Origin of the sequence: Gottschalkia purinilytica (genome assembly GCF_001190785.1) — a bacterium.
In the GTDB taxonomy this organism is placed as follows: domain Bacteria; phylum Bacillota; class Clostridia; order Tissierellales; family Gottschalkiaceae; genus Gottschalkia_A; species Gottschalkia_A purinilytica.
In genome coordinates, this window is sequence record NZ_LGSS01000004.1 from 35,204 (window position 1) to 57,675 (window position 22,472).

19 protein-coding genes and 1 pseudogene are annotated in these 22,472 nt (G+C 29.6%); 3 read left to right on the top strand and 17 right to left on the bottom strand.

Going from position 1 to position 22,472, the window contains the following annotated elements; translation table 11 throughout:
- The first annotated feature begins 258 nt into the window (after nt 1-258).
- On the top strand, nt 259-1,344 hold the full coding sequence (locus tag CLPU_RS05060; RefSeq protein ID WP_050354568.1) for an XdhC family protein: 1,086 nt from the start codon (nt 259-261) through the stop codon (nt 1,342-1,344).
- Between the two features lie 202 nt (nt 1,345-1,546).
- On the opposite strand, the gene htpG is transcribed toward CLPU_RS05060, so the two are convergent.
- The 15 genes and pseudogenes from htpG to CLPU_RS05135 all read right to left on the bottom strand — a co-directional run bounded on the left by htpG (nt 1,547) and on the right by CLPU_RS05135 (nt 19,424).
- A complete protein-coding gene (gene htpG / locus CLPU_RS05065; RefSeq protein ID WP_050354569.1) occupies nt 1,547-3,427 on the bottom strand; it encodes a molecular chaperone HtpG in 1,881 nt (626 codons plus the stop codon).
- Between the two features lie 265 nt (nt 3,428-3,692).
- A complete protein-coding gene (locus CLPU_RS05070; RefSeq protein WP_050354570.1) occupies nt 3,693-4,760 on the bottom strand; it encodes a beta propeller repeat protein in 1,068 nt (355 codons plus the stop codon).
- A gap of 647 nt (nt 4,761-5,407) precedes the next feature.
- Complete coding sequence (locus CLPU_RS05075; protein ID WP_050354571.1) at nt 5,408-6,196, bottom strand: ABC transporter ATP-binding protein; 789 nt, start codon at nt 6,194-6,196, stop codon at nt 5,408-5,410.
- A gap of 6 nt (nt 6,197-6,202) precedes the next feature.
- The gene (locus CLPU_RS05080) at nt 6,203-8,182 is read right to left on the bottom strand and encodes an iron ABC transporter permease (protein ID WP_235436111.1); all 1,980 of its coding nucleotides are present in this window, start codon (nt 8,180-8,182) and stop codon (nt 6,203-6,205) included.
- Between the two features lie 52 nt (nt 8,183-8,234).
- Nucleotides 8,235-8,912 (bottom strand): annotated as a pseudogene (locus tag CLPU_RS05085) (ABC transporter substrate-binding protein); the annotation flags it as partial.
- A gap of 17 nt (nt 8,913-8,929) precedes the next feature.
- On the bottom strand, nt 8,930-9,181 hold the full coding sequence (locus CLPU_RS05090) for an ABC transporter substrate-binding protein (RefSeq protein ID WP_050354574.1): 252 nt from the start codon (nt 9,179-9,181) through the stop codon (nt 8,930-8,932).
- Nucleotides 9,182-9,436: 255 nt separating this feature from the next.
- Nucleotides 9,437-9,889: a MarR family winged helix-turn-helix transcriptional regulator gene (locus tag CLPU_RS05095; RefSeq protein WP_050354575.1), complete on the bottom strand. Its 453-nt coding sequence runs from the start codon at nt 9,887-9,889 to the stop codon at nt 9,437-9,439.
- A gap of 17 nt (nt 9,890-9,906) precedes the next feature.
- Entirely contained in the window at nt 9,907-10,611 is a 705-nt protein-coding gene (locus CLPU_RS05100; protein ID WP_050354576.1) for a methyltransferase, read from the bottom strand.
- Nucleotides 10,608-10,826, bottom strand: a complete 219-nt coding sequence (locus tag CLPU_RS05105) for a methyltransferase family protein (protein ID WP_050354577.1) — start codon at nt 10,824-10,826, stop codon at nt 10,608-10,610. The genes CLPU_RS05100 and CLPU_RS05105 overlap by 4 nt, the downstream gene beginning before the upstream one ends.
- A 334-nt stretch (nt 10,827-11,160) precedes the next feature.
- Nucleotides 11,161-12,579 carry an alanine/glycine:cation symporter family protein gene (locus tag CLPU_RS05110; RefSeq protein WP_050354578.1) on the bottom strand — a complete coding sequence of 473 codons (1,419 nt, stop codon included), beginning with the start codon at nt 12,577-12,579 and terminating at the stop codon, nt 11,161-11,163.
- Nucleotides 12,580-12,768: 189 nt separating this feature from the next.
- Nucleotides 12,769-13,608: a response regulator gene (locus CLPU_RS05115; protein ID WP_050354579.1), complete on the bottom strand. Its 840-nt coding sequence runs from the start codon at nt 13,606-13,608 to the stop codon at nt 12,769-12,771.
- Entirely contained in the window at nt 13,589-14,890 is a 1,302-nt protein-coding gene (locus CLPU_RS05120) for a sensor histidine kinase (RefSeq protein WP_050354580.1), read from the bottom strand. Before CLPU_RS05120 ends, CLPU_RS05115 begins: the two co-directional genes overlap by 20 nt.
- A gap of 288 nt (nt 14,891-15,178) precedes the next feature.
- Nucleotides 15,179-17,557, bottom strand: a complete 2,379-nt coding sequence (locus CLPU_RS05125; RefSeq protein WP_050354581.1) for an ABC transporter ATP-binding protein/permease — start codon at nt 17,555-17,557, stop codon at nt 15,179-15,181.
- Between the two features lie 143 nt (nt 17,558-17,700).
- The gene (locus CLPU_RS05130) at nt 17,701-18,753 is read right to left on the bottom strand and encodes a HAMP domain-containing sensor histidine kinase (RefSeq protein ID WP_050354582.1); all 1,053 of its coding nucleotides are present in this window, start codon (nt 18,751-18,753) and stop codon (nt 17,701-17,703) included.
- Entirely contained in the window at nt 18,750-19,424 is a 675-nt protein-coding gene (locus tag CLPU_RS05135; protein WP_050354583.1) for a response regulator transcription factor, read from the bottom strand. The genes CLPU_RS05130 and CLPU_RS05135 overlap by 4 nt, the downstream gene beginning before the upstream one ends.
- A gap of 349 nt (nt 19,425-19,773) precedes the next feature.
- Between CLPU_RS05135 and CLPU_RS18190 the strand changes: the two genes are divergently transcribed.
- Nucleotides 19,774-19,941, top strand: a complete 168-nt coding sequence (locus CLPU_RS18190; RefSeq protein WP_082154086.1) for an iron dependent repressor, metal binding and dimerization domain protein — start codon at nt 19,774-19,776, stop codon at nt 19,939-19,941.
- A 54-nt stretch (nt 19,942-19,995) separates the two neighbouring features.
- On the opposite strand, the gene CLPU_RS05140 is transcribed toward CLPU_RS18190, so the two are convergent.
- Nucleotides 19,996-20,358 (bottom strand): ATP-binding cassette domain-containing protein, encoded by a 363-nt coding sequence (locus CLPU_RS05140; protein WP_050354584.1) that lies wholly within the window; start codon nt 20,356-20,358, stop codon nt 19,996-19,998.
- Between the two features lie 799 nt (nt 20,359-21,157).
- The gene (locus tag CLPU_RS05145; RefSeq protein ID WP_050354585.1) at nt 21,158-21,646 is read right to left on the bottom strand and encodes a MarR family transcriptional regulator; all 489 of its coding nucleotides are present in this window, start codon (nt 21,644-21,646) and stop codon (nt 21,158-21,160) included.
- Nucleotides 21,647-21,811: 165 nt separating this feature from the next.
- Here CLPU_RS05145 and CLPU_RS05150 point away from each other — a divergent pair, with 165 nt between their 5' ends.
- Nucleotides 21,812-22,390, top strand: coding sequence for a cyclase family protein (locus CLPU_RS05150; protein WP_050354586.1), 579 nt, complete (start codon nt 21,812-21,814; stop codon nt 22,388-22,390).
- Nucleotides 22,391-22,472: the final 82 nt, after the last annotated feature.

Genomic DNA, 22,472 nt, shown 5'->3' on the forward strand with positions numbered 1-22,472 from the left:
TGTATATATTTTAAAGCTTACAGCTTATATTATAAGCATAACTACTGTTACATCTAGTTATCCACTATATAATATTAATAGACACGTTCTGACAAACGTGATAGAATAAAAATATATTTTAGGTGTATCTTCCTTACATTTAATGTCTTCTTTTCAACCCTTTTGTATAAAATAATCTTTGTAGTATTTCCTGTAAATTGTGACTATTTTATAATTTATTAATAATAAAATTTAAAATGAATTGGATGGTGTCTAAAGTTGTTTGAGGATATTTATAAGAACCTATCAAATAAATTAAATCTCAGTAAAGATTCAGTCTTATTAACCATTATGGATCCTGTCGACGAAAAAAGTGGCTCTATTTCAGATAAACTTATTTTAACTGGAGACAATTTAGAATATGACTTTTCTTCCATTAGTAAAGATGAAAGTCTTAATCAAAAAATACCTTACTCTTTAGAAACAGGTAATGTTCAACTTATTAATACTCAAGATGAAAAATTAGTTTTAGTTGAACCTTATTTTCCTGATCCACGTCTAATTGTCTTAGGCGGTGGTCACATTGCTAAGCCTTTAGTTGAGTTTGGAACTAAATTGGGATTTTCTGTTACCGTTGTAGATGACAGACCTTCGTTTGCAAATTCCAATCGTTTTCCTGATGCAGATAAAGTTATATGTGAAAGCTTTGAAAACTCATTTAATTTAATTAATATAAGTAGATCTGACTTTGTTGTAATTGTAACAAGAGGTCATAGGCATGACGGTATTTGTTTACGTAAATCATTAGATTGCAATCCAGCATACATTGGTATGATAGGATCAAAACGACGAGTAAAAGGTATGAAAAATGAATTACTGAATGAAGGTTATACAGAAGAACAACTTAATAAACTTAATGCTCCTATAGGATTAGATATAGGCGCAATTACTCCAGAAGAAATAGCTCTTTCTATAATAGCTCAGGTTGTTAGTTTTAGAAGAACAGGTAGAAGTAGTTTAGATAGTAAAGCTGATAGAAAGAAATTTAATTGGCCAGAATTTGATAGTATCGTAATAGATGAAATGGCTAAAGGAATAGAAGAGCCTAAAGCACTTGTTACTATAATCTCTGCAAAAGGTTCTGTCCCTAGAAAAGCAGGCGCTAAAATGATTGTTTGGGGTGATGGTAGGACAATTGGAAGTATCGGTGGAGGTTGTAGTGAGGCAAGCGTAATAACTACAGCACGAGATGTTATATTAGATAAAGGATATGTCATTCAACATGTTGACATGACAGGAGATGTAGCAGAAGAAGAAGGTATGGTCTGCGGTGGAATAATGGATGTACTAATTGAATCTTTCTAGATTGATATATATCTAATTATAAATTATAATTAAAATCACATCTTAATGGATGTGATTTTTTTATCAATCATTATTATCTGCTTTACATTTTATGATCATTTAATTCATCTGTTTAATGTTTGTCAAAACATCTAAGAGTTTGTGAAAAAATACGCTGGCTTAAGAATTTTTAACATCTCAGCCAGCATATATAGAAGTCACACTATTTCATTATTTTACAGATACTATTTGTAAATTCTACAGGATCATTAACTGGTAATCCTTCAATAAGAAGTGCTTGATTATATAATAAATTTGTATAAAGATTTAATTTTTCTTTATCCTTTTCGTAAGCATCTTTTAATGATTTAAATACATCATGATTAATATTAATTTCCAATATCTTATCAGCTTTAATATTCTCATCATTAGACATTGTGCTTAGTACTTTTTCCATTTCTATTGAAATCTCACCATCATTTGAAAAACATACAGGATGGTGCTTCAATCTTTTTGATGCTCTTACATCTTTTACTTTATCTGATAATATATTTTTCATATATTCAAAAAGTTCTTTACTATCTTTTTCATTAGAGGAATTATCATTTTCGTTCTCTTCCATTTCAATTCCTAAATCACTACTTGATACAGATTTAAATTCTTTATCTTTATATGACATTAATACCTTAATTGTAAATTCATCTATATCATCAGTAAAATACAATATTTCATATCCTTTTTCTGCAACTAATTCTGTTTGTGGAAGCTTATCAATTCTTTCATTTGATTCTCCAGATGCATAGTAAATATATTTTTGCTCTTCAGGCATTCTTGAAATATATTCATCTAAAGTTACTAGTTTTTTCTCTTTAGACGAGTAGAACATTAACAAATCTTTTAATGTATCTTTATTACTTCCAAAGTCATTATAAACGCCATATTTTAATTGTCTGCCGAAAGATTTATAAAACTCTTCATATTTTTCTCTTTCATTCTTAAGGAGATCTAACAACTCATTTTTTATTTTATTTGTAATGTTTTTCGCAATCAGTTTAAGTTGTCTATCATGCTGTAGCATTTCTCTAGATATATTAAGAGATAGATCTTCAGAATCCACCATTCCTTTAACAAAACTAAAATAGTCTGGTAATAGCTCTGAACATTTATCCATTATAAGTACACCGTTAGAATATAACTCTAAACCTTTTTCATATTCTCTTGTATAATAATCAAATGGAATTTTTTCTGGAATAAATAAAATTGCGTTATATCTTACAAGACCTTCTGCTTTTATATGAATATGTTTAACTGGTTTATCAAATCCATAATGTTTTTCAAAATAGAATCTTTCATAATCTTCTGAAGTAAGCTCACTTTTATTTTTCTTCCATATTGGAACCATATTATTTATGGTCTCTTCCTCTATATACTCTTCGTATTCACTATCACTATCTTCTTTAAGCTTACTCTTAGTTAAGTCCATCTTTATTGGATATCTGATAAAATCAGAATATTTTTTTATAATGTTTCTTAATGTGTATTCTTCTAAATACTCATCATATTTTTCATCTTCTGTATTCTCTTTTATCTTCAATATAATCTCAGTACCAACTGAGTCTTTTTCACATGGCTCTATAGTATATCCATCAGCCCCTTGTGACTCCCATTTATAGGCTTCATTGCTACCTAAAGCCTTACTAATAACTGTAACAGTTTCAGCTACCATAAAAGCTGAGTAAAATCCGACACCAAACTGTCCAATAATATCATAACCATCTTTTAACTCAGTTTCTTTTTTAAAAGCTAATGATCCACTTTTAGCAATAGTTCCGAGACTATCTTCAAGTTCTTCTTTCGTCATACCTATTCCAGTATCAGAAATCTTTAGTAATCGATTTTCTTTATCTGAAACTACCTTTATGTAATACTTATCTTTATCAAAACTAAGACTATCATCTGTTAGAGCTTTATAATACATTTTATCAATTGCATCACTAGCATTAGAAATAAGTTCTCTTAAGAAAATTTCCTTATGAGTATAGATTGAATTGATCATTAGGTCTAATAATCTTTTAGATTCTGCTTTAAATTGTTTTGTTTCCAATTAAATCTCCCCTTTTAAAATATTAAAACTAGACTTGTATTTTATAGTTCATTTTTTATTAGCACTCTACATCATTGAGTGCTAGTCCTTATTTTTTATATATCACATTATATTTATTATGTCAATTTCTTTTTAGGATTTTTATATAGCTTATTAATTTATTAAACAATAAAAAAGAGTAATCTCTATCTTTAGGTAAATTACTCTCTATTCATTGAATTTTATTGAATTAAGTATAAAGTATTTTCTATATGATTACTCATCCTTATTCAGTATCAACTTCTTTTAGAAATTTCCATGTTAAACCTAAGTCATCCGAGGTATATAATGCATATCCTTCTCCTTCTTTATGATCGAGTTCCCAATGAGGTTGTTTGACTTGAAGATACCATTTTCCATTTCTAATATAAGGAGATTCTGCCTGAGTAAAAGGATATATATTAGACTTTTTCTTAAGTACTTCGCTTTCTATTTTTACTCCATATTTCTCAACTTGAACAGGACTCCATGATTTTCCTCCATCATCTGTTCTATATAAACAACCTCTATCATCTATTCCCCCATAACTGACAAAACCAATATCAGGATTTATGAATCCAACGGAGTGTATAATCCACGATTTAGGCAATATGCTAACTTTATTCCATGTTTTTGATGAATCTTTTGTCTTATAGACAGTGATTTCTTCACTGTGCATAGCATAATCACTAGCTATAAATGCATAACCTATTTCTTTAGTTGGAAAGCTTTTAAACTTTACATCAAGTCCCTCTAAACTAGTTAACTCTTCTTTAAAAGTTTCACGTTTTATTTTATCATAATCATTTGATTCATACTGATCATCTTGATCATCTCGATTATTTTGATTATCTTCTACTTTTATTCTATTACCTTTTTCATCAAAATAAATTGTTTTTTGTGGGTCATGTCCATACTCTGTATCAAATGGATCATATCCTCCTTCTCCATAATATTCTTCTGTCAAAACTGGCTTACCCATAACAAATAAATTATGATAGGAGTGATAATACACATTTACACTAAAAAAACTATTTACAACTGCAATCATCTTTTTATTATCTTTAATAATAAGATGTTCTGGATCATAACTAGATACTAAAATATAAAGTGATATAAAAAATACATATATACTTATAATAACGCATAATAAGGGACTTAGTGAAAAAATATATTTGACATACTTCTTCTTAGAACTCACTTCTTTGTATTCTTTATATGATTGTTGTAAAACAATAGCTAATAATATTAGAATAGCACATACCCCTATTACTCCAATCAAAGCTACAGCTAATCCAACCCATGGACGAAACATTAAATTGTATTTATCAAGTATTATTCTTCTTATTAGAAATATTCCTGAAAGAAGTATTAATATAGATAATAATAAAAATATAATTTTTATCTTTTTAGTTTTTAATATTCATAGCACCACCTCTAAATACATCTAATATAGATTGTCCCAATAGAATAATTACAGTTCTCTTATGTCCTGGAAATTTTAAAAATTAACTATAATTGTCTATAATTTAATTCATTACGGTTATTGTTGAACATAGTTTATAAGTCCTAACATCTTTTCTGAAACAAAACCATCACACATAAGTAAACTTTGTACCTGCTAAAAATTAGTTATACTATTTCAAGATTATATCATAATGAGTATAGAGAATATACCAAATAATTCCTCTCTTTAAAAACAAAGATACTTTTTATCTCAATGATAAAATCGAATATATAAGTCGAAAAACTTAAATTTACAATGAAAATTTATCTTGAAGCAATATATGAATTTTCAGATAGAGAAAAGGAAGTATGAGTAACAGATATTTCTATCATTCAAAGATTCATGAAAACATACAAAAATTAAAAAGTCCCCCTAATATAATTCATGCTCTATAATAGGAGGATTTTTTCTTTTAGTATCAGTTTTTTATATTTTTTATTACTAAAAATATTAAATTAATTAAAAGCTTTACTATAAGGAACACACATTGGAGTATTATATATTGGATCTTTTATAATCATACAATCCATATTAAAAACGTCTTTTACAGTCTCTTTTGTAATTACATCATCAGGTTTGCCCTTTTTATAAACCCCTTTATTCTTTATAGCAATAATATGATCTGCATATCTACAACTTAAATTGAGATCATGCAAAACCATAACTATAGTTTTTTTCTCATCCCTATTGAGTCTATATAATAAATCAAGAACTTCTATTTGATGCGTCATATCCAAGTAAGTAGTTGGTTCATCTAGAAGTATAATATCTGTTCCCTGTGCCAATACCATAGCAATCCATACTCTCTGTCTTTGTCCACCAGATAAAGAGTCCACATTCATATCTGATAATTCTAAAGTCTGAGTAGATTTTAAAGCTTTGTTTACCATTTCCTTGTCTTCATCTGTGTGTTTATTCTTCCAACTTTGATATGGATGTCTTCCCATTTCTACCAATTCTCTAACTGTAAGACTACCTGGAGCCATAGGACTTTGAGGTAGTATGGCTAGATTTTTAGCAATTGTTTTAGTGGGAATTGAAGCTATATCTTCACCATTTAAAATAATAGAACCATCTATTGGCTTAAGTAACCTAGCAAATGATCTTAGCATTGTAGACTTACCACATCCATTGGAACCAATAAATATACTTATTTTATTTTCAGGTATTTCGAAACTAACTTCATCTATAATAATGGAATGATCATATCCTAATTTTAATTTCTGTGCTTCAATTGATTTCATCTTAATTTACCTCCTGACTTTTGATGAAGAATGCATTAGCCATAAAAAGTAAGGACCACCAATAACAGCTACAACAAGTCCAGATGGGACTTCACTTGGATAAATTACTACTCTTCCAATAAAATCAGAGACTAGTAGTATTATTCCTCCAATAAGAGCCGTTAATATAATAACCTTTCTATGTTTTACTCCTACTAACATTCTTGACATATGTGGTGCTAATAAGCCAATAAATCCAACCGTACCTACAGTAGAAACTGCAACTGATGCTAATAAGATACCTACTAAAGATGTTAAAAGTCTTATTTTAGGAACATTAGTACCTATTCCAGTAGCAACATCTTCTCCTAACATAACAGCATCTAAATCTTTACTAAGGATCCACGATATTGGAAAAAATATTATTAGTGAAACTCCGAGAACAATAACATTACTCCATTTGCTTCCATAAGTACTACCTGCTAACCATGTTAATGAAGCTGCAGCACCTACTTTTGTATTCACTATTATTATGTTCACACCTGCAGAACATAAAGCTGTAACAGCCATACCTACTAACACAAGCATAGCTGGATTGAATTTTGATTTACGTGAAATTATAAAAATCACAGTAGCAGCAATAATTGCACCTAAAAATGCACTTATTGTTATTAAATAATTAGGAGAATGAGGAACAAAGTACATAAGTACTAAAGCCCCTAGTGCAGCACCTGGAGTAACTCCTAAAATTGAAGGATCTGCTAAAGGATTATTAAGTACAGTTTGAAGTAGAAATCCACTTAATCCTAGTACGATACCTGCTAGTAGTGCTGTAATCACTCTAGGAAGCCTAATATGATTTATAGTAAGATTAGAAACAGTATCACCTTTACCCATTAAAATAGAGATTATTTCTTTATAGCTGTATTCAACTCCACCAAATCTCAATGACATAAGTAAAGTTATAACCAATACTATTAGTCCTATCATTATAAGTAATTTATAGGAAATCTTAGTCTTGGCTTCTACGACATTCAATCCCCTAGATGAGTTTCTTAAATTTTTACCAGTTTTATATGCAAGATACATAAGCCAAGGCGCACCTAGTAAAGCCGTAAAAGCACCAACTGGAAGTTCATAACTACCACTTGTAAAAATTCTTGCAAGTATATCTGAGCCAATTAGTATAACTCCTCCCCATACGAAAGAAAGAATCGTATAATGGATATGTTTCTTAAATCCTAGTCGCTTAATTATATGTGGAGAAGCAAGTCCAACAAATCCAATAGGACCTACTACAGTGATAACAGCTGATGTAATGATAACTCCAATCATTATACCTACATATCTGTAAGATATAACATTTAGGCCTAAAGAAGTAGCAACATCATCTCCAAGTTCTAAAATATCTAGTTTTGAAGATATTATTATTGCACTAATAAGGCAAATCAAAACTATTGGAAAGCTAAAGTTAACACCACGCCAGCTACTTTGAGCTAAAGATCCCGATCCCCATAGAAATAGTCCAGATGTTTCCTTTTCAAATAATATCTGAAGTGCAGCCGTTATCGATGAAAAAACAAGAGATATTGCTACGCCAGCTAAAGCCATCTGTATAGGATTTGACTTTCTACCGCCTCCAAGATTATATACTATAAGTGCTGTTCCAAGTGCTCCTAAAAGTGCTGGAAAAAATGCAATTTGTATTAAGTTTGACGGTATAAATATTGAGAAAAATATTACAGCAAGATAAGCACCAGCGTTAATACCTAGTGTAGATTCAGATGCTAAAGGGTTTCTCATTAAGCTTTGAAATAGTACTCCACTTACACCTAAAGCTCCACCAGCAATAATACCAATAGCTAGTCTTGGTAATCTTAAATCTCTTATGAGATGGTGTTTCATAGTATCTTTCGGATTTAAAATAGATTCAATAATTTCTTTGAATGATATAGGTATAGACCCTTGATTAATATGAACAACAGATAATATCCCTAAAATAAACAAGCCTCCTATTAACATAGCTAATAGGAGAGTTTTTTCTTTCTTTAAAGTTAGATTATTCATTGTTTGTAAACCTTTCTACTACAGTATCAACAAAAGTTAGAGTTGATAGTGGTCCAAATGGCGAAGCATTTTTACCAATATAATATATTTTGTTATTAGCATAAAAACCTAAGTTATTTAATACATCTTTAGAGATCAGATTAGAATTAAAAACATTTGATTCCTTGTCTGCAATAAATATCAAGTTATGCTTATCTAGTCCTACTAAGTTCTCTACATTAATATTTGTCTGTCCATATTCCTCAAATTTATCTGGTTTGTATAAATTTTTGAATCCAATTTTCTCTAAAATAGCAGTATGAAGTGATGTATCTGTAAATAAATATAATGATGCAGTATCTTTTGTAGATAAATCTATAGCTTCAATATAATTAAAATCTATATCTTTTTGTTCTAACTTATTTTTTGCATCTTTATATGCCGTTTCCAATTTTGAAATAACCTCATCTGCCTTTTTCTCTAATCCTAAAGCAGTACCCATAGTCTTAAGTGATGAAATCATATGTCCATATTCACCTTCTCCACCTTTTTCTGGATAAGGATTTAGAATTATTGTAGGTGCTATTTTACTTAATAGCTCATAATCATATTCGTAATAAGATGCGCTAACTATTAAATCCGGCTTAAGTTTAGCTATTTCTTCTAAATTTGCAGCACCTCTTGTTCCTAAGTTAACTACTTCAGGGCTTAGTTTGCATCAATGTTAACCCATTCTTTAAATCCAGGAATGTCTGTCATACCTACAGGTTGAACACCTAGTGACAGTAAGTTTTCACCATAAATCCATTCCAAGACAACAACTCTTTTAGCTGGAGATTCAAGAACCGTAGTACCTGCTTCATGTTCTATTGTAATAGAACCTTCTTCTTTTTTAGACGTACATCCAACTAGAGATATTATTAAAATAATTAGTATAAATAAACTTGCAAACTTTTTCACGTCATTCCTCCTAAATAAGTATTCATATTATTGCATTTTAAGATATAATAAAACCATGGAAATGATATTCATTATCATTTCCATGGTATCATAAGAGAATATTCATGTCAATAAATTTAGTACTACTCTAGTACCTACCTTCTATTGCTAAGATTTCATATATTTTCTAAAACATCAATTTTTTTCATAGTACTTATCTCATACTGAATTTTCTAAATATCTCCATATATAAACATACTTAGAATAAAAATTAAATTAGAAATGATTATCCACTAAATCTGATGCCTTTTTTAAAAAATTCTCAATAATTTTAAGTTCTTTTTCATTTAAGCTATCTACATATTCAAATAAAGGTTTATCATATTTTTGATGATATTCATTATGAAGTCTATATGCTTCCTGTCCTTTAGAAGTTAAATATAGCTTCAATCTTTTTTTATCTTCTTCATCTTCTACTTTTTCTATCAATCCTCTTTTTTCAAGTTTCATTATAGTCTTTGAAACTACTGCTCTTGTTATATTCAAGTTTCTAGCCATTTCAGAAATATACACACCTGGAGCATCTCCTATTAATTTAATCATATGGATTTCTCCTCTATAAAAGCACATATCTTCCGATCCAAAGTCAAGAATATTAGTCTTTCCATTTGAAATTTTTTCTACCATTTTTATAAATTCACCTATTACTTTATTTGTTTTTTCCGTCATGTGCTTTTCCTCCTAAATTATTTATTTTTTTGATAAAACTCCCCTTGTATTCTTGATGTAGTTTCTTTAGAAATATCTTCTTTAATCTTTGTAAAACCTACCTTTTCTAAAGAATCTACTACTCTTTTCTTAGTAAGAAGTATGTCTAGTCCTTCCAAATGACTGGATAACCATCCGACAATAGCTTCTTTTGGTTTTAAATAATCCTCACTCACTTCATGGGATACTAGGTAAATAAGTCCTCCTGGATTTAATGCATCATACATCTTTTTAATTAGAACTTCCGGATTATTTCCTGAAAAATCTATTATTCCAGATGCTATAATAAGATCATATCCACTTCCAATATCATCTTTATTGAAATCTCCAGAAACTACTGTTACCTTATCCCCTATATCTTTTTCTTTGATTAATTGAAGAGGTACTTTTACAACTTTAGGATGTTCAAATATTACACCTTTTACTTGAGGATATTTATTTACAAATTCTATAGCCATGATACCTGATCCTCCTCCAAGGTCTAGAGCTTTCCCTATCTTATTATTAGAATATATCTTTTCTATAGACTTTAAAAAAGATTGTATTCTACCTGAATATATATCATTAACAGAAAGTCTTGCAAACTCTGAAAAATCATATGCATCTACCCCTTCATTTGTTTTCTCTAAAGCTTCCTGTGAACCTTTTATTATAAGTTCTTCGATATTATCAAGAGAAGTCATTTTTTCTCTAGAAGACCTATTGAAGCTAATGTATTTAAATAAAAACCCAAGCTTCTTTTATTATATCCAGTATTCATAGCAATCTCTTCTGCTGAAATAAATTCACTTAATTCTGAAAATATATCTAATCTTATTGCACTAAATAATAATTGAGTTTCTTTATAATTTTGAACCATATTATAGTAAGGTTTTGGATTGTATTTTATATCTTCCATATATAAACCACCTTTCTTTTTGTATGCCAGGATTACATTTAAAATATATATTAATTATGGTTGTATGTCAAGCATACAATCTTTGTATAGTTTTTATGTCAAAATAATCCTTATATACTAAATATAAAAATATACTCCAACTTACAGTATTCATTAGAAATTGATATTGAACTATAAAAAACATTGAAACTAGTTTTTATAAATCAAATTCTAAATGCTAGGTTACAAGCAAAATTCCCCCAAACATCAACCTGAGGGAATATAGAACACGCTTCGATTTTTACTTAAAAGTCAATAGGCTATTTATTTCTATGTTAATAAAATTCTAGAAATCTTATAAAATCTCTTTTTCAACTAAACGCTCTTTTTTTGTAGTTTCTTTTTTAATTGCATGTAATTCATCATATTCGTCAAGTATTTTACGGACTTCTTTAGATAATAGGAATAATGCTATTATGTTCGGTATAGCCATAATACCCATGAACATATCTGCTAATTCCCATACAAATGTAGCATCTATTAAAGTACCTATTACCAAGGCTATTATAGCTAAAACTTTAAATGTTCTTAGTGTTCTTGCTTTAGAATTAAATACAAATTTGACATTTGACTCAGCAAAGAAATACCATCCTATTATTGTTGTAAGTGAGAAAAATGATAAACATATTGATAAGAACATTCCACCAAATGTACCAAATCCTGATGCAAACCCACTTTGTGTCATTATAGTTGCTGATTCAGTCATTTTAACTGCTGATATGTTTGGGTTGTATGATTGTGATGTAATATTAACCATAACTGTTGATATACAAATCAAGAATGTTGATATAAATACCCCTACCATAGCAGTGAAACCTTGTTCGGCAGGATGGTCAGTATTAGCCACTGCATGTGAATGTGGAGTTGAACCCATACCAGCTTCATTTGAAAAAAGTCCCCTTGACAAACCATATCTAATAGTTTGTTGAACTGTGATACCAAGTGCTCCTCCACCAATTGCTTGTGGGGAAAACGCTCCCACAAAGATGCTTTTTATTGCAGGGATAAGGTTTTCTATATTAAAGAAGATTATTAACAAACTTCCAAGTATATATGCAACAGCCATAATTGGTACTACTGTTTCTGCAAATGATGCTATTCTTCCCATACCACCCATTAATATAAGTGTCACAACAATTGTAAGTACAATTGTAATAGCAATCTTTGGCACTCCAAATGCATCACTAACTGAACCAGCTACTGAGTTAGATTGTACCATGATACCAACTATTCCCAGTGCAAAGATACAAGCTATTGCGAAAAACATAGATAATCCTTTAGACTTTAAACCATTTTTTATATAGTAAGCAGGTCCACCTACTAGTTGTCCATCTTTAGTTTCTCTATACTTTTGTGCTAAAACTGCTTCACTAAATATAGTACTCATTCCAAAGAATGCAGATACTAACATCCAAAATGCTGCTCCAGGTCCTCCAGCAGCTATAGCCGTAGCTACTCCTACTATATTTCCTGTACCAACTTGAGCTGCTACTGCAGTTGATAGAGCCTGAAAAGGTGTCATCTTTCCTTCTTCTACTGTCTCCTTATTTTTTAATTGGGAAAACATTTTCCCGAGGGATGGAAATAATCTAGTAAACTGTAAAAACTTAAGTTTCACAGTCATAAAAATACCTATACCTATTAAAGCAACTACTAGTACATAATCCCATAAGACTGTGTTCACAGAACCAACTATCATTTTAATTGTTTCCATAGTATCACTCCTCCTCTATTTTACAAACTTAAAATAAATTGTTGTGAAATGTAAATTTAATTATAATTTACGACCTTCGGAAAACTTTAAAAAGTTTCAAAAATTAATTAAAATATTTATAATTTTTTTAGTTGATCTTACAATAATAAAAAAAGGTTGGATAAAAGTATCTACTTTTATCCAACCTTCTCATTCATTTTCATTACTATAAAAAATCAATCCATCAATAAATTTCTTTAAATTTACCGTTCCCCTTTTCTTGCTTTTACCTCTTATGTAATCCATCTCTATTTTTACCTGTTCAAAGTTATATAATCCATTGGAATATTCATAATATATTTCATTGGTGTAATCCTCAATTCCCATGTTTGCAAGATTTATCATTCCAACAGTAGCTGTTCTTCTAATTCTTTGTTCCATAGTTTTAGGTTGATCGGTGAATTTACTACAAAGCTCCTTTACAGTAAATTCAAATATACTTTGTTTTGTATCAATCAAATATTTTGTTATATTGATGATATCTTTACTTCCTGATTCACCTATAATTCCAATTCTCTGCATTATTTTTTTTATTTTTTCAACTCTATTACAGTCTTTTTTACCTTCCTGATTATTGTTGTCCTTAGTAAACAGACTTTGAATTTGATTTAATTTTTGATTCATATTTATTTTATCTTGTACCTTATGAATAACACTCTCAATCTCAATAGCATTAATAGGTTTTGAAATAAAGTACTCTACTCCACTTTGATAGGCCTTACCAATCATATCTTTAGATGACACTTGAGATATCATAATAAACTGTATATCAGGATATATAGACCTTGCCTCTCTTACTAAGCTTATCCCATCCTTACCTGGCATCAGTAGGTCTACTAGAACAATATCTGGTTTTTCAGTTTGTATTTTTTCTAAGCCAGTCATTCCATCATTAGCATAGCCTATTAGTTTGCCTAACTCTCTATCTCTTATTATTTTTTCTAGAATTCTAATAATGTTATTATCGTCTTCAATGATAAATATGTTCACTAAAATTCACCTCCACAGAGTTTCTTGGTATATAAACACAGAATGTTGTTCCTTTACCTTTTACGGAGTTTACAGTAATTCTACCTTCAAAATGTCTTTCAACCATTTCTTGAACTACACTTAAACCCAATCCTCTGTTAATTTGACCTGTACTATAATTTATCTTAGTTGAAAATCCAGGTGAAAAAATATGTTTTAAATCTTCTTCATCTATTCCACAGCCAGTATCAGAGATTATAAAAACATGCTGTTCCTTCTCAGTTTTATGAATAAAGCTAATCTTAGCAACTTTGCCTGAATCAGATATTGCGTCTATTGCATTTATAATAAGATTTCGAAATACTGACATAAGATAATAGTGTTTTGAAGTATAAAAATTTTCTCCAACTTCGAATAATAACTCAATATTTTTGCCCAAATGTCTTATTTCCCTTTTCATGGTTTCATCTAGTATAGTAATAATATCTTTAAAATTCATTCCTTCATCTTGAAGCTTATTTTCTGTAAGTTCTTTTATACCACGAATAGCTAATTCATATTCTTTTTTTATCTCATGAACATCCTTAGCAATAGTTACTGCCCTATCTGCCCAACTATTTTCATCTTCTTTAAGACCAATCTTTTCAAATAGTTCATAGGAGTTAGACATAATCCTTTCTATGTTGACCATATTCTTTTCCATCCAATACATTTCCGATTTTAGCTGTGCAGTCAACCATAAAAGCTTTGTATATCTTTTCTCATGATCTTCCTTCATAAGAAGCATTCTATAGTATCTAAGCCAACTTAATAAAAACCATACTATAACAGAACGTACTATAGCTACAAGTAGTAATGTTATAATAATTTCCCTATGAAAATGAGAATCTCCTACCATAATTCTAACAAATATTTCTATTAAGTTAGCACATAAGTCACTGGCAATCAAAATAAACACTAACTGATTGAGGTTGTCTCTATTACTTCTTCTGGTTAACAATGAATAAATAACTCCATAAAATGTATAAAATAATATCTCTAATTGATATGAAAATATGACCTCACTAAGATTACCTTTTCCTGCAAGGCAGATTATTAACCTAAGAAGATAAACAGCTATTCCTGATATTAATCCCATCAGAACTGGCTTTAAATCTTTATATTGAAAAAGGAATAGTACAAAAAATATTATACCTGCTGAAACTCTAAAATCTGTATCAAGTATTCCAATATTGATTTGTGAAGCTAATGCAACTATAGCTGAAGCACCTAATATCTTTTTCAAATGTTTCAAGTTACTCACTTCCAGTCTAACACACAGTGTTTTGATAATTTTTCTTATAGTCTATCACAAAGATTAATATAAAAAAAGCGATTAGTTACACTCATTTTCAAAGTCATTTCTAATCCTTTTATAAATATTCTTATATTATAAAAAACAAATTTTATTTATTCTAAAAAGCCTATACTATTTTATCCTATATAGAACTAAAATATAAATAGAGTAAATAAAGTGATTCAATACAATCTCTATTATAAGGATTATACATAATAAGACCGCCTTTCCAAAATGGATTAGCGGTCTTATTTATTATTCGGAACGTAATGCTTCAACAGGATCCTTCTTTGCGGCCATTTTTGCTGGAATAGCTCCTCCAAGCATTGTCAGTAAAACGCTGATAATAACAAGAAGAATAGCGTGAAGTGGATTGAGTTGTGCTACATTAGCTAAATCTGTAACATTTTCAAGTACTGTATTAATTGGGAATGTCAATAAATAGGCAATTCCTATTCCTAACAATCCTGAAAAAGTACCAACAATAAACGTTTCAGCATTGAACACACGGGTAATATCTTTCTTTCGTCCACCAAGAGCTCTTAAAATACCAATTTCTTTCGTACGTTCAAGCACAGAAATATAGGTAATAATGCCAATCATAATCAATGATACAACAAGAGAAACTGCTGCAAAAGCAATTAGTACCAATGTAATAGCATCCATAATCCCACCGGAAAGAGTCGAAAAAGTGTGAGCCATATCTGTATATATGATTTTATCATTATCAGATTTGCCTTTGTTCCAATCATCAAGATAGTTAAGAACATCTTCTTTTGCAGTAAAATCTGTAGGATATAATGATATCAAGTATGGAGTTCCCTTTGCTCCCAATACAGATAACATGCTGTCTTTTGTCATTGGTTTATTGATATTTCCAGTCATAGGATTATTACCTGATTGAACAGGCTGAGCAGCGTTAGCTGAATTATCAGAGAAACTTTCTCCAGTAAGAACATTGTAATCTGCACTCATTTGAGCTTTAACGATAGAAGAATTTTTTGCATTCTCTATAAAAAACTTAGAAAGCTCATCAGAGTAAGCAACTCCAGCTGAAAGAGTTTCTATTTTAGTATCTTTGTTTGCACGGATTATACCTGCAATTTTTAGTGTAATCGTATTTTCGTTGTCATATAATTTTTTCAATGCATCAGGTGCTACGTTTGTTACAAAATGAGAGCCATTTTGAACATAAAAATCATCATTTAAAACAACTTTAAGTTCACGTCCAATGATATCATCAAAACTAATGCTTTTTGTGTCACTATTGAGACCAAGTTCTTTTAAAACAGAACTATCAATTTTGTTATAACTGTCAGCAATAAGTACTAGCTCTTTCATATCTCTTGGATATTTTCCAGCAAGTAAATCATAATTTGTTTCAAGATAACTTTTCTTATTTTCATCAAGATTTGTAGGGTATGCTGCAAAATTAAGTGAAGATGGGTTTACAACAGACACTTTGTCTCCATCCTTACGAAGCATATTCATATTTACAAGTCTTGTATAAGAAATACCAGATAAAATTGAAGGATCTATTTTCTCAATATATTCTATATACTTATCTGTAAATACATTAGTATGAGTCTTATTGTTTTTACTAGGATCGTATGGATAGATCACTTTATCAGCTGGATATTTACCCTCTTTTTCAGATTGACCAAGCCTTTCTTTATTTTGCTCTCTCATTTCTTCCATATTAATATCTGTAGTTGACTGAGTAACCATAATAGGAAATCCTGATAAAGTACTAGACTCAAAGTTGTTTATTTGCTTATTGAAACCATTAGACAAAGACAATACTAGAGCAATACCAATGATTCCTATACTTGAAGCAAAAGCAATTAAAAATGTACGTCCTTTCTTTGTACGTAAATTTTTGAATGAAAGATTTAACGCCGTAAAAAAACTCATACTTGTTTTTTTCAGATTGAATTCGTCAGACTTTGTATCTTCCTGATATGGATTTGTATCTGATATAATATGACCATCTTTGAAACGTATTGTACGATCTGCATACTGTTCTGCTAACTCAGGATTATGAGTAACCATAATAACTAAACGGTCTTTAGCTACTTCTTTAATTAAATCCATAATTTGAACACTAGTCGCAGTATCCAACGCCCCAGTAGGTTCATCACATAGTAAAATTTCTGGATCATTGGCAAGTGCACGGGCAATGGCAACACGTTGCATTTGTCCACCAGAAAGTTGATTTGGTTTTTTATGAAGATGATCTTTAAGCCCAACCTGTTCCAATACTGTAATAGCACGTTCATGTTTTTTCTGTGCAGAAACACCACTTAACGTCATACCTAATTCAACATTGGCAACAATACTCAGATGTGGGATCAAGTTATAGCTTTGAAATACAAAGCCGATAGAATTGTTTCGATATGCATCCCAGTCTTTGTCTCTAAAATTTTTAGTTTTCTTTCCTTTGATAATAAGATCACCGGAATCATATCTATCTAGTCCTCCGATAATATTCAAGCATGTTGTTTTTCCAGAACCACTTGTACCGAGAATAGCTACAAATTCTTTTTCACGAAATGCAACACTGATGTCATCTAGTGCCTTTGTTTCGATATCACCTATTTTATATGTCTTTTTAATATTCTTAAGTTCTAGCATACGCATCTATCCTTTCTAATTGTATTATCAAAAGTGCATTGATCTATTTAACGAAATGATTGTGGGCACCATCACTGCGTTTTCGATGCTATGCTAAATTATAATTCATAAAGTTAAACTGAATATAAACTAAATAAAGATTCTTAATCATATTCTTCAATTGGGAGTACTATTTTAAAACTGGTTCCTATATGAGATCGGCTTTGAACTGTAATAGTCCCTCCACACAAATCAATAATACGTTTAACAAGAGCAAGACCAAGTCCATTTCCTTCTGTAGATCTATCATGATTTCCTTGATAGAATTTTTCAAAGATATGCTTTTGTACTTCTGCTGTCATGCCAATACCTGTATCAGAAATAATAACAGATATTTCATGCTGGGAAGCAATTAAGTCAGCTGAAATTGATCCAGATTTCTTGGTGAATTTTATTGCATTTCCAATGATATTTAACCACACCTGCATCATTAAATCAGCATTTCCATAATAGATAGCTGGACTCAATTCTGGATATATTTGAATATTCTTCTGACTCCATTGTGGCTCCAATATTAAAAATGCCTGTCTAATTTGCTCATCGAGTTGGAATGGATGTTTTTCTATTACAATTTCTTGATTCTCCAATTTAGACAGATTTAATATGTTAGAAGAAAGCGTAGAAAGCTGTTTAACACTATCAATAATCATTTGTGTATATTCATATCGTTCCTCAATTGAAGTATTTTCATCTTGAAGAAGGGTAGCATAGCCTTCAATGGAAGCAATCGGTGTTTTAAATTCATGAGATACATTAACAATAAAGTCTGACCGCAATGTTTCAATTCCTTTCAATTCTCTAGCCATTTTATTAAAATCTTGAATCAAATGATCAAAACTCGTATGCACACGATATTCAGGTACAGAAACATCAAAATTACCTTTTGCAATTTCCTCGGTTGCTTTTGTTAACAGAATAATAGGTCGCATGAATCGTTTTCCAACTATGGACGTTATAACTGTCCCAAGAAGAATACTAGTCATAGTAAATGCAATGATCACGACAGCAAAGTTTGGTTCTCCCACTGTGAACAGCTTAAGCTTTAAAAGTATAGTCCCAATTCCAGCCATAATCATCATTGACAATATCATTAGTATAAAGACATAACCAACCAATGTCAGCCACCAGTTAGCAAAAACTCTTTTAAATAGCCTCATTCGGATTTCACCACCTTATATCCTAGACCACGAACAGTTATAATCTCAAATTTTTTACATTCTTTAAAGCGTTCCCTAAGGCGATTAACATGAACATCAACTGTTCGTATATCTGTTTCAGAGTCTGGGCCCCAAATTTCATCCATTAGTGTCTGTCTTGTAAAAATTTTATTAGGATAGGACATCAATTTATATAAAAGTAAAAACTCTTTTTGTGGAAGGACAAGTTCCTCTTCATTTAAACATACTGTAAATGTATCGTAATTCAAAGTTGATTCTCCGAATGTTAATTTATGTTCATTTGTGATTTTTGCCCTACGAAACAAAGCTCCTACTCTAAGAATCATTTCATTGACATCAATAGGCTTTACCATATAATCATCCGTTCCAATGAGGAATGCTTTCTTTTTATCATGAAAAGACTCTTTTGCAGTTACTATCAAAATCGGCATATTATAATTTGCCGATCGCAAACTTTCGGCTAATTCATATCCATCCATATTCGGCATCATGATATCAGAAATAATCAAATCAATATACTGCTTGTCTAAAATATCAAGTGCCTCTAATCCATCCTTTGCAGGAAAAGGTTGATATCCATTTTTGCTTAGTACAGTACACATTAACTTTCTTAATTTATGATCATCTTCTACAACAAGAATATTGAACATTTTATTACCTCATTTTATTTTAAATTTATTAATTATTTTACTATGGTTTTATAAACTGAATATAAACCATGAATACCCTTAAAGTTTTTATATTTTTATCTTTTTCGTTCATTAAATACTATCAGATTTTCCTATTCATTACTTTTATTATATCATGCCTGTTTCTCTATAGTTATGTAAGTATCGCTAGTGAGTATAAAGGCTATTGTTTTAGATACCAATTTTTCAATACAAAAAACTGTCCTTTATAATCTCAAGGACAGCTCTTATATATTATTCTATTTTTAAAGATTACACTCCTTTAGTAATTCTTTATGTGTACCAGTCTTTATAACTAGATAGATTTAAGATGGTTGAACTTATTTCAAAAAAACATCATGTAATAAAACAATCTTTAACTGAAATTCTGAATATAGACTCTTCAGTGGCTGAAACTGATGCTTGTGCAATAGAACATGTAATAAGCAATAAATCCATTTCTGATATTCGAGAATTCATGAGAGCATACAAAAAATAAAAATCTCCCTAATATAGATTTCTATTATAATAGGAGGATTTTTTATTAAGTTATCTAATGTAAAAGCTGTTCTTCTGCCTTCCACATGCTGTAATATTTTCCTTTTTTTCTAATCAATTCTTCATGATTTCCTTCTTCTGAGATTTTTCCATCCTTAACTACAAGAATTTTATCTGCATTTTTAATGATTGAAAGTGTATGAGCAATCATAATAACAGTTTTCTTCCTCTTTAAAAGATTTATAATTGCATTTTTTACTGCTAATTCATTTTCAATATCTAAAGAAGCAGTTGCTTCATCTAATAGCAATATTGGACTATCTCTTAAAATAGCTCTTGCTATAGAAAGTCTTTGACGTTCTCCGCCTGAAAATTGATTTTCATTTTCACCAATTGTCGTATCATATCTTTTGTTCATTTTTTGAATAAATTCATCACAGTTTGCATGCTGTGACTATTTCATCATCTGTCGCAGATATACGGGCATATCGTATGTTATTTTTTTCTCCTATCTTCTCTAGGTGGGAGATGGATAATACTAATTTAGTAAATACTAGATGTATTTACTAAATTGCGACATTATAACTTCAATAACAACTAAAAACTGAATATATAGAGTTGCTATAAGAAATGCTCTATATCGTAAAATATTCAAGCACTCGCCCAGTTGGTATAGCGAAAACCAAGCATATATGCCAATATAGAAGTTCTTATGTTATATTTCGAGGTTGGTTCAACCTTTAGAGCCTAGATAAACTTGTCTCATTAGAGATATTGACTAGGAAGCCATCCACTTCTATAAGTGGTGGTAGTTCACTATTATTATAATAAAGATAAAATATTACATTTTAGATAAACTCTATAACGAGCATTCTAAAAAATTACTTTCTTGTATATCCAAAACTAACTTATTTATAGAAAAATTTTAAAAGAGCCTAATATTAAATTTAATATTAGGCTCTTTTCATTGTTTAGCTACATTTCTTCTTTAGAAAATCTATAACAATTATGCATTTGTCTTAAAAAAACTATATTTTTACTATGTTTCCTTGACTATCTACTTTATCTAAAGATTCAACATTTAACTTCATTTCATTTATTATATTTGATATAGTTTAATCACATTGTTTAATTTGTATCTCTTTTATAGAAAATACTTTCATATAATTTTGTATTTTTTATAACCCAATCATTTTTTTCTTACCTCTTACTATTATTTAAATCCCATTTATTAAATCTTCTAAAAAGTTATTAATTATGTTTAACTCTTCTTTATTATATCTATTTAAGATATTTACGAATTTTTCATTTTCTGCTTCATGAAGCTTTTCATGTATTTCAAAAACCTCTTTTCCTTGAGATGTTAGCGTGTAATAAATTTCTTTTTTATTGTTTTCTAAACGATTTTCTCTTATTAAATCTTTTTCTAATAATTTAGTAGTTATCTTCGATATAGCACCTTTAGTCATACTTAATTCTCTTGATATAAATGTTGTATTTGACAATTGGTTCTTTCCAATACAATCAATTACATGAAATTCTGAAAGCGTTAAGTTTTTATCATAAATATTTTTATAATTATATTTAATTACCAAATCCTTTAAAGACTTTTCATGAACTTCATCAAAGTTATTTAAGTAATTAAATAATGATAACAGTTTATTTAATATCATATCTGTCTCTATTTTGTTATGATTTTTCTTCATACTTCAAAACCCTTTCTATATTTATTACCTAGGAAACAATCATAGTATACCACAATTACCACATTAAGAACAATTTTTTTAAAAAATTGTTTACAAAGAAACAATTTCATGGTATTATATTATTGTTTCCTAGGAAACCAAATATGTTCTAATGGAGGTTTTGAAATGAAAATTGATTTGAGTTTTAAAGTAGAAAAAACAATATTGGACGAGACACTCGGTGCTCTTAAACAAGGTGATAAAAATATCGAAAAAGCTGGACACATAGGCACTCATTTTGATGTAATGAACAAGGAATTTTCTCTAGAAAATATCATAACAAATGGAAAAGTATTTGATATAAGTCATATTAAAACTAGACAAATTGAAGTAGAAGATTTAGATCTAAGTACAGTACAAGAAAATGATTTTGTAATGTTTTATTCAGGGATTTTAAAAGAACATAAATATGGTACAAAAGAATACTTTTCAACATATACAGAGTTATCTGATGAATTGATTAACTATCTCATTGACAAAAAAGTGAGCTTTATAGGAGTAGATATGGCTGGAGCAAAAAAGCCAGATGATCATCTACGTATTGATCAATACTGTGCTGATAGAGGTGTATTTATTATTGAGAATCTTAATAATTTGGATTTATTATTAAAAGAAACATCAGGCAAACCATTTACAGTATACACTTTTCCTGTAAATATGGGTGGATTTTCAGGACTTCCTTGCAGAGTAGTAGCTGAATTATAAAAAATAGCTATTAATTCACTATTTAATAAAATTGGATAACTTATATTTTTACATCATTTGATACATGCTGGAATAGTTTTTT

Excerpts from the sequence above, each read along its gene's own strand:
- CLPU_RS05070 (WP_050354570.1), bottom strand. The coding sequence starts at position 4,760 with ATGTTTCGTCCATGGGTTGGATTAGCTGTAGCTTTGATTGGAGTAATA.
- CLPU_RS05075 (WP_050354571.1), bottom strand. The coding sequence starts at position 6,196 with ATGAAATCAATTGAAGCACAGAAATTAAAATTAGGATATGATCATTCC.
- CLPU_RS05095 (WP_050354575.1), bottom strand. The coding sequence starts at position 9,889 with ATGACGGAAAAAACAAATAAAGTAATAGGTGAATTTATAAAAATGGTA.
- CLPU_RS05100 (WP_050354576.1), bottom strand. The coding sequence starts at position 10,611 with ATGACTTCTCTTGATAATATCGAAGAACTTATAATAAAAGGTTCACAG.
- CLPU_RS05105 (WP_050354577.1), bottom strand. The coding sequence starts at position 10,826 with ATGGAAGATATAAAATACAATCCAAAACCTTACTATAATATGGTTCAA.
- CLPU_RS05110 (WP_050354578.1), bottom strand. The coding sequence starts at position 12,579 with ATGGAAACAATTAAAATGATAGTTGGTTCTGTGAACACAGTCTTATGG.
- CLPU_RS05125 (WP_050354581.1), bottom strand. The coding sequence starts at position 17,557 with ATGCTAGAACTTAAGAATATTAAAAAGACATATAAAATAGGTGATATC.
- CLPU_RS05130 (WP_050354582.1), bottom strand. The coding sequence starts at position 18,753 with ATGAGGCTATTTAAAAGAGTTTTTGCTAACTGGTGGCTGACATTGGTT.
- CLPU_RS05135 (WP_050354583.1), bottom strand. The coding sequence starts at position 19,424 with ATGTTCAATATTCTTGTTGTAGAAGATGATCATAAATTAAGAAAGTTA.
- CLPU_RS18190 (WP_082154086.1), top strand. The coding sequence starts at position 19,774 with ATGGTTGAACTTATTTCAAAAAAACATCATGTAATAAAACAATCTTTA.
- CLPU_RS05140 (WP_050354584.1), bottom strand. The coding sequence starts at position 20,358 with ATGAACAAAAGATATGATACGACAATTGGTGAAAATGAAAATCAATTT.
- CLPU_RS05145 (WP_050354585.1), bottom strand. The coding sequence starts at position 21,646 with ATGAAGAAAAATCATAACAAAATAGAGACAGATATGATATTAAATAAA.
- CLPU_RS05150 (WP_050354586.1), top strand. The coding sequence starts at position 21,812 with ATGAAAATTGATTTGAGTTTTAAAGTAGAAAAAACAATATTGGACGAG.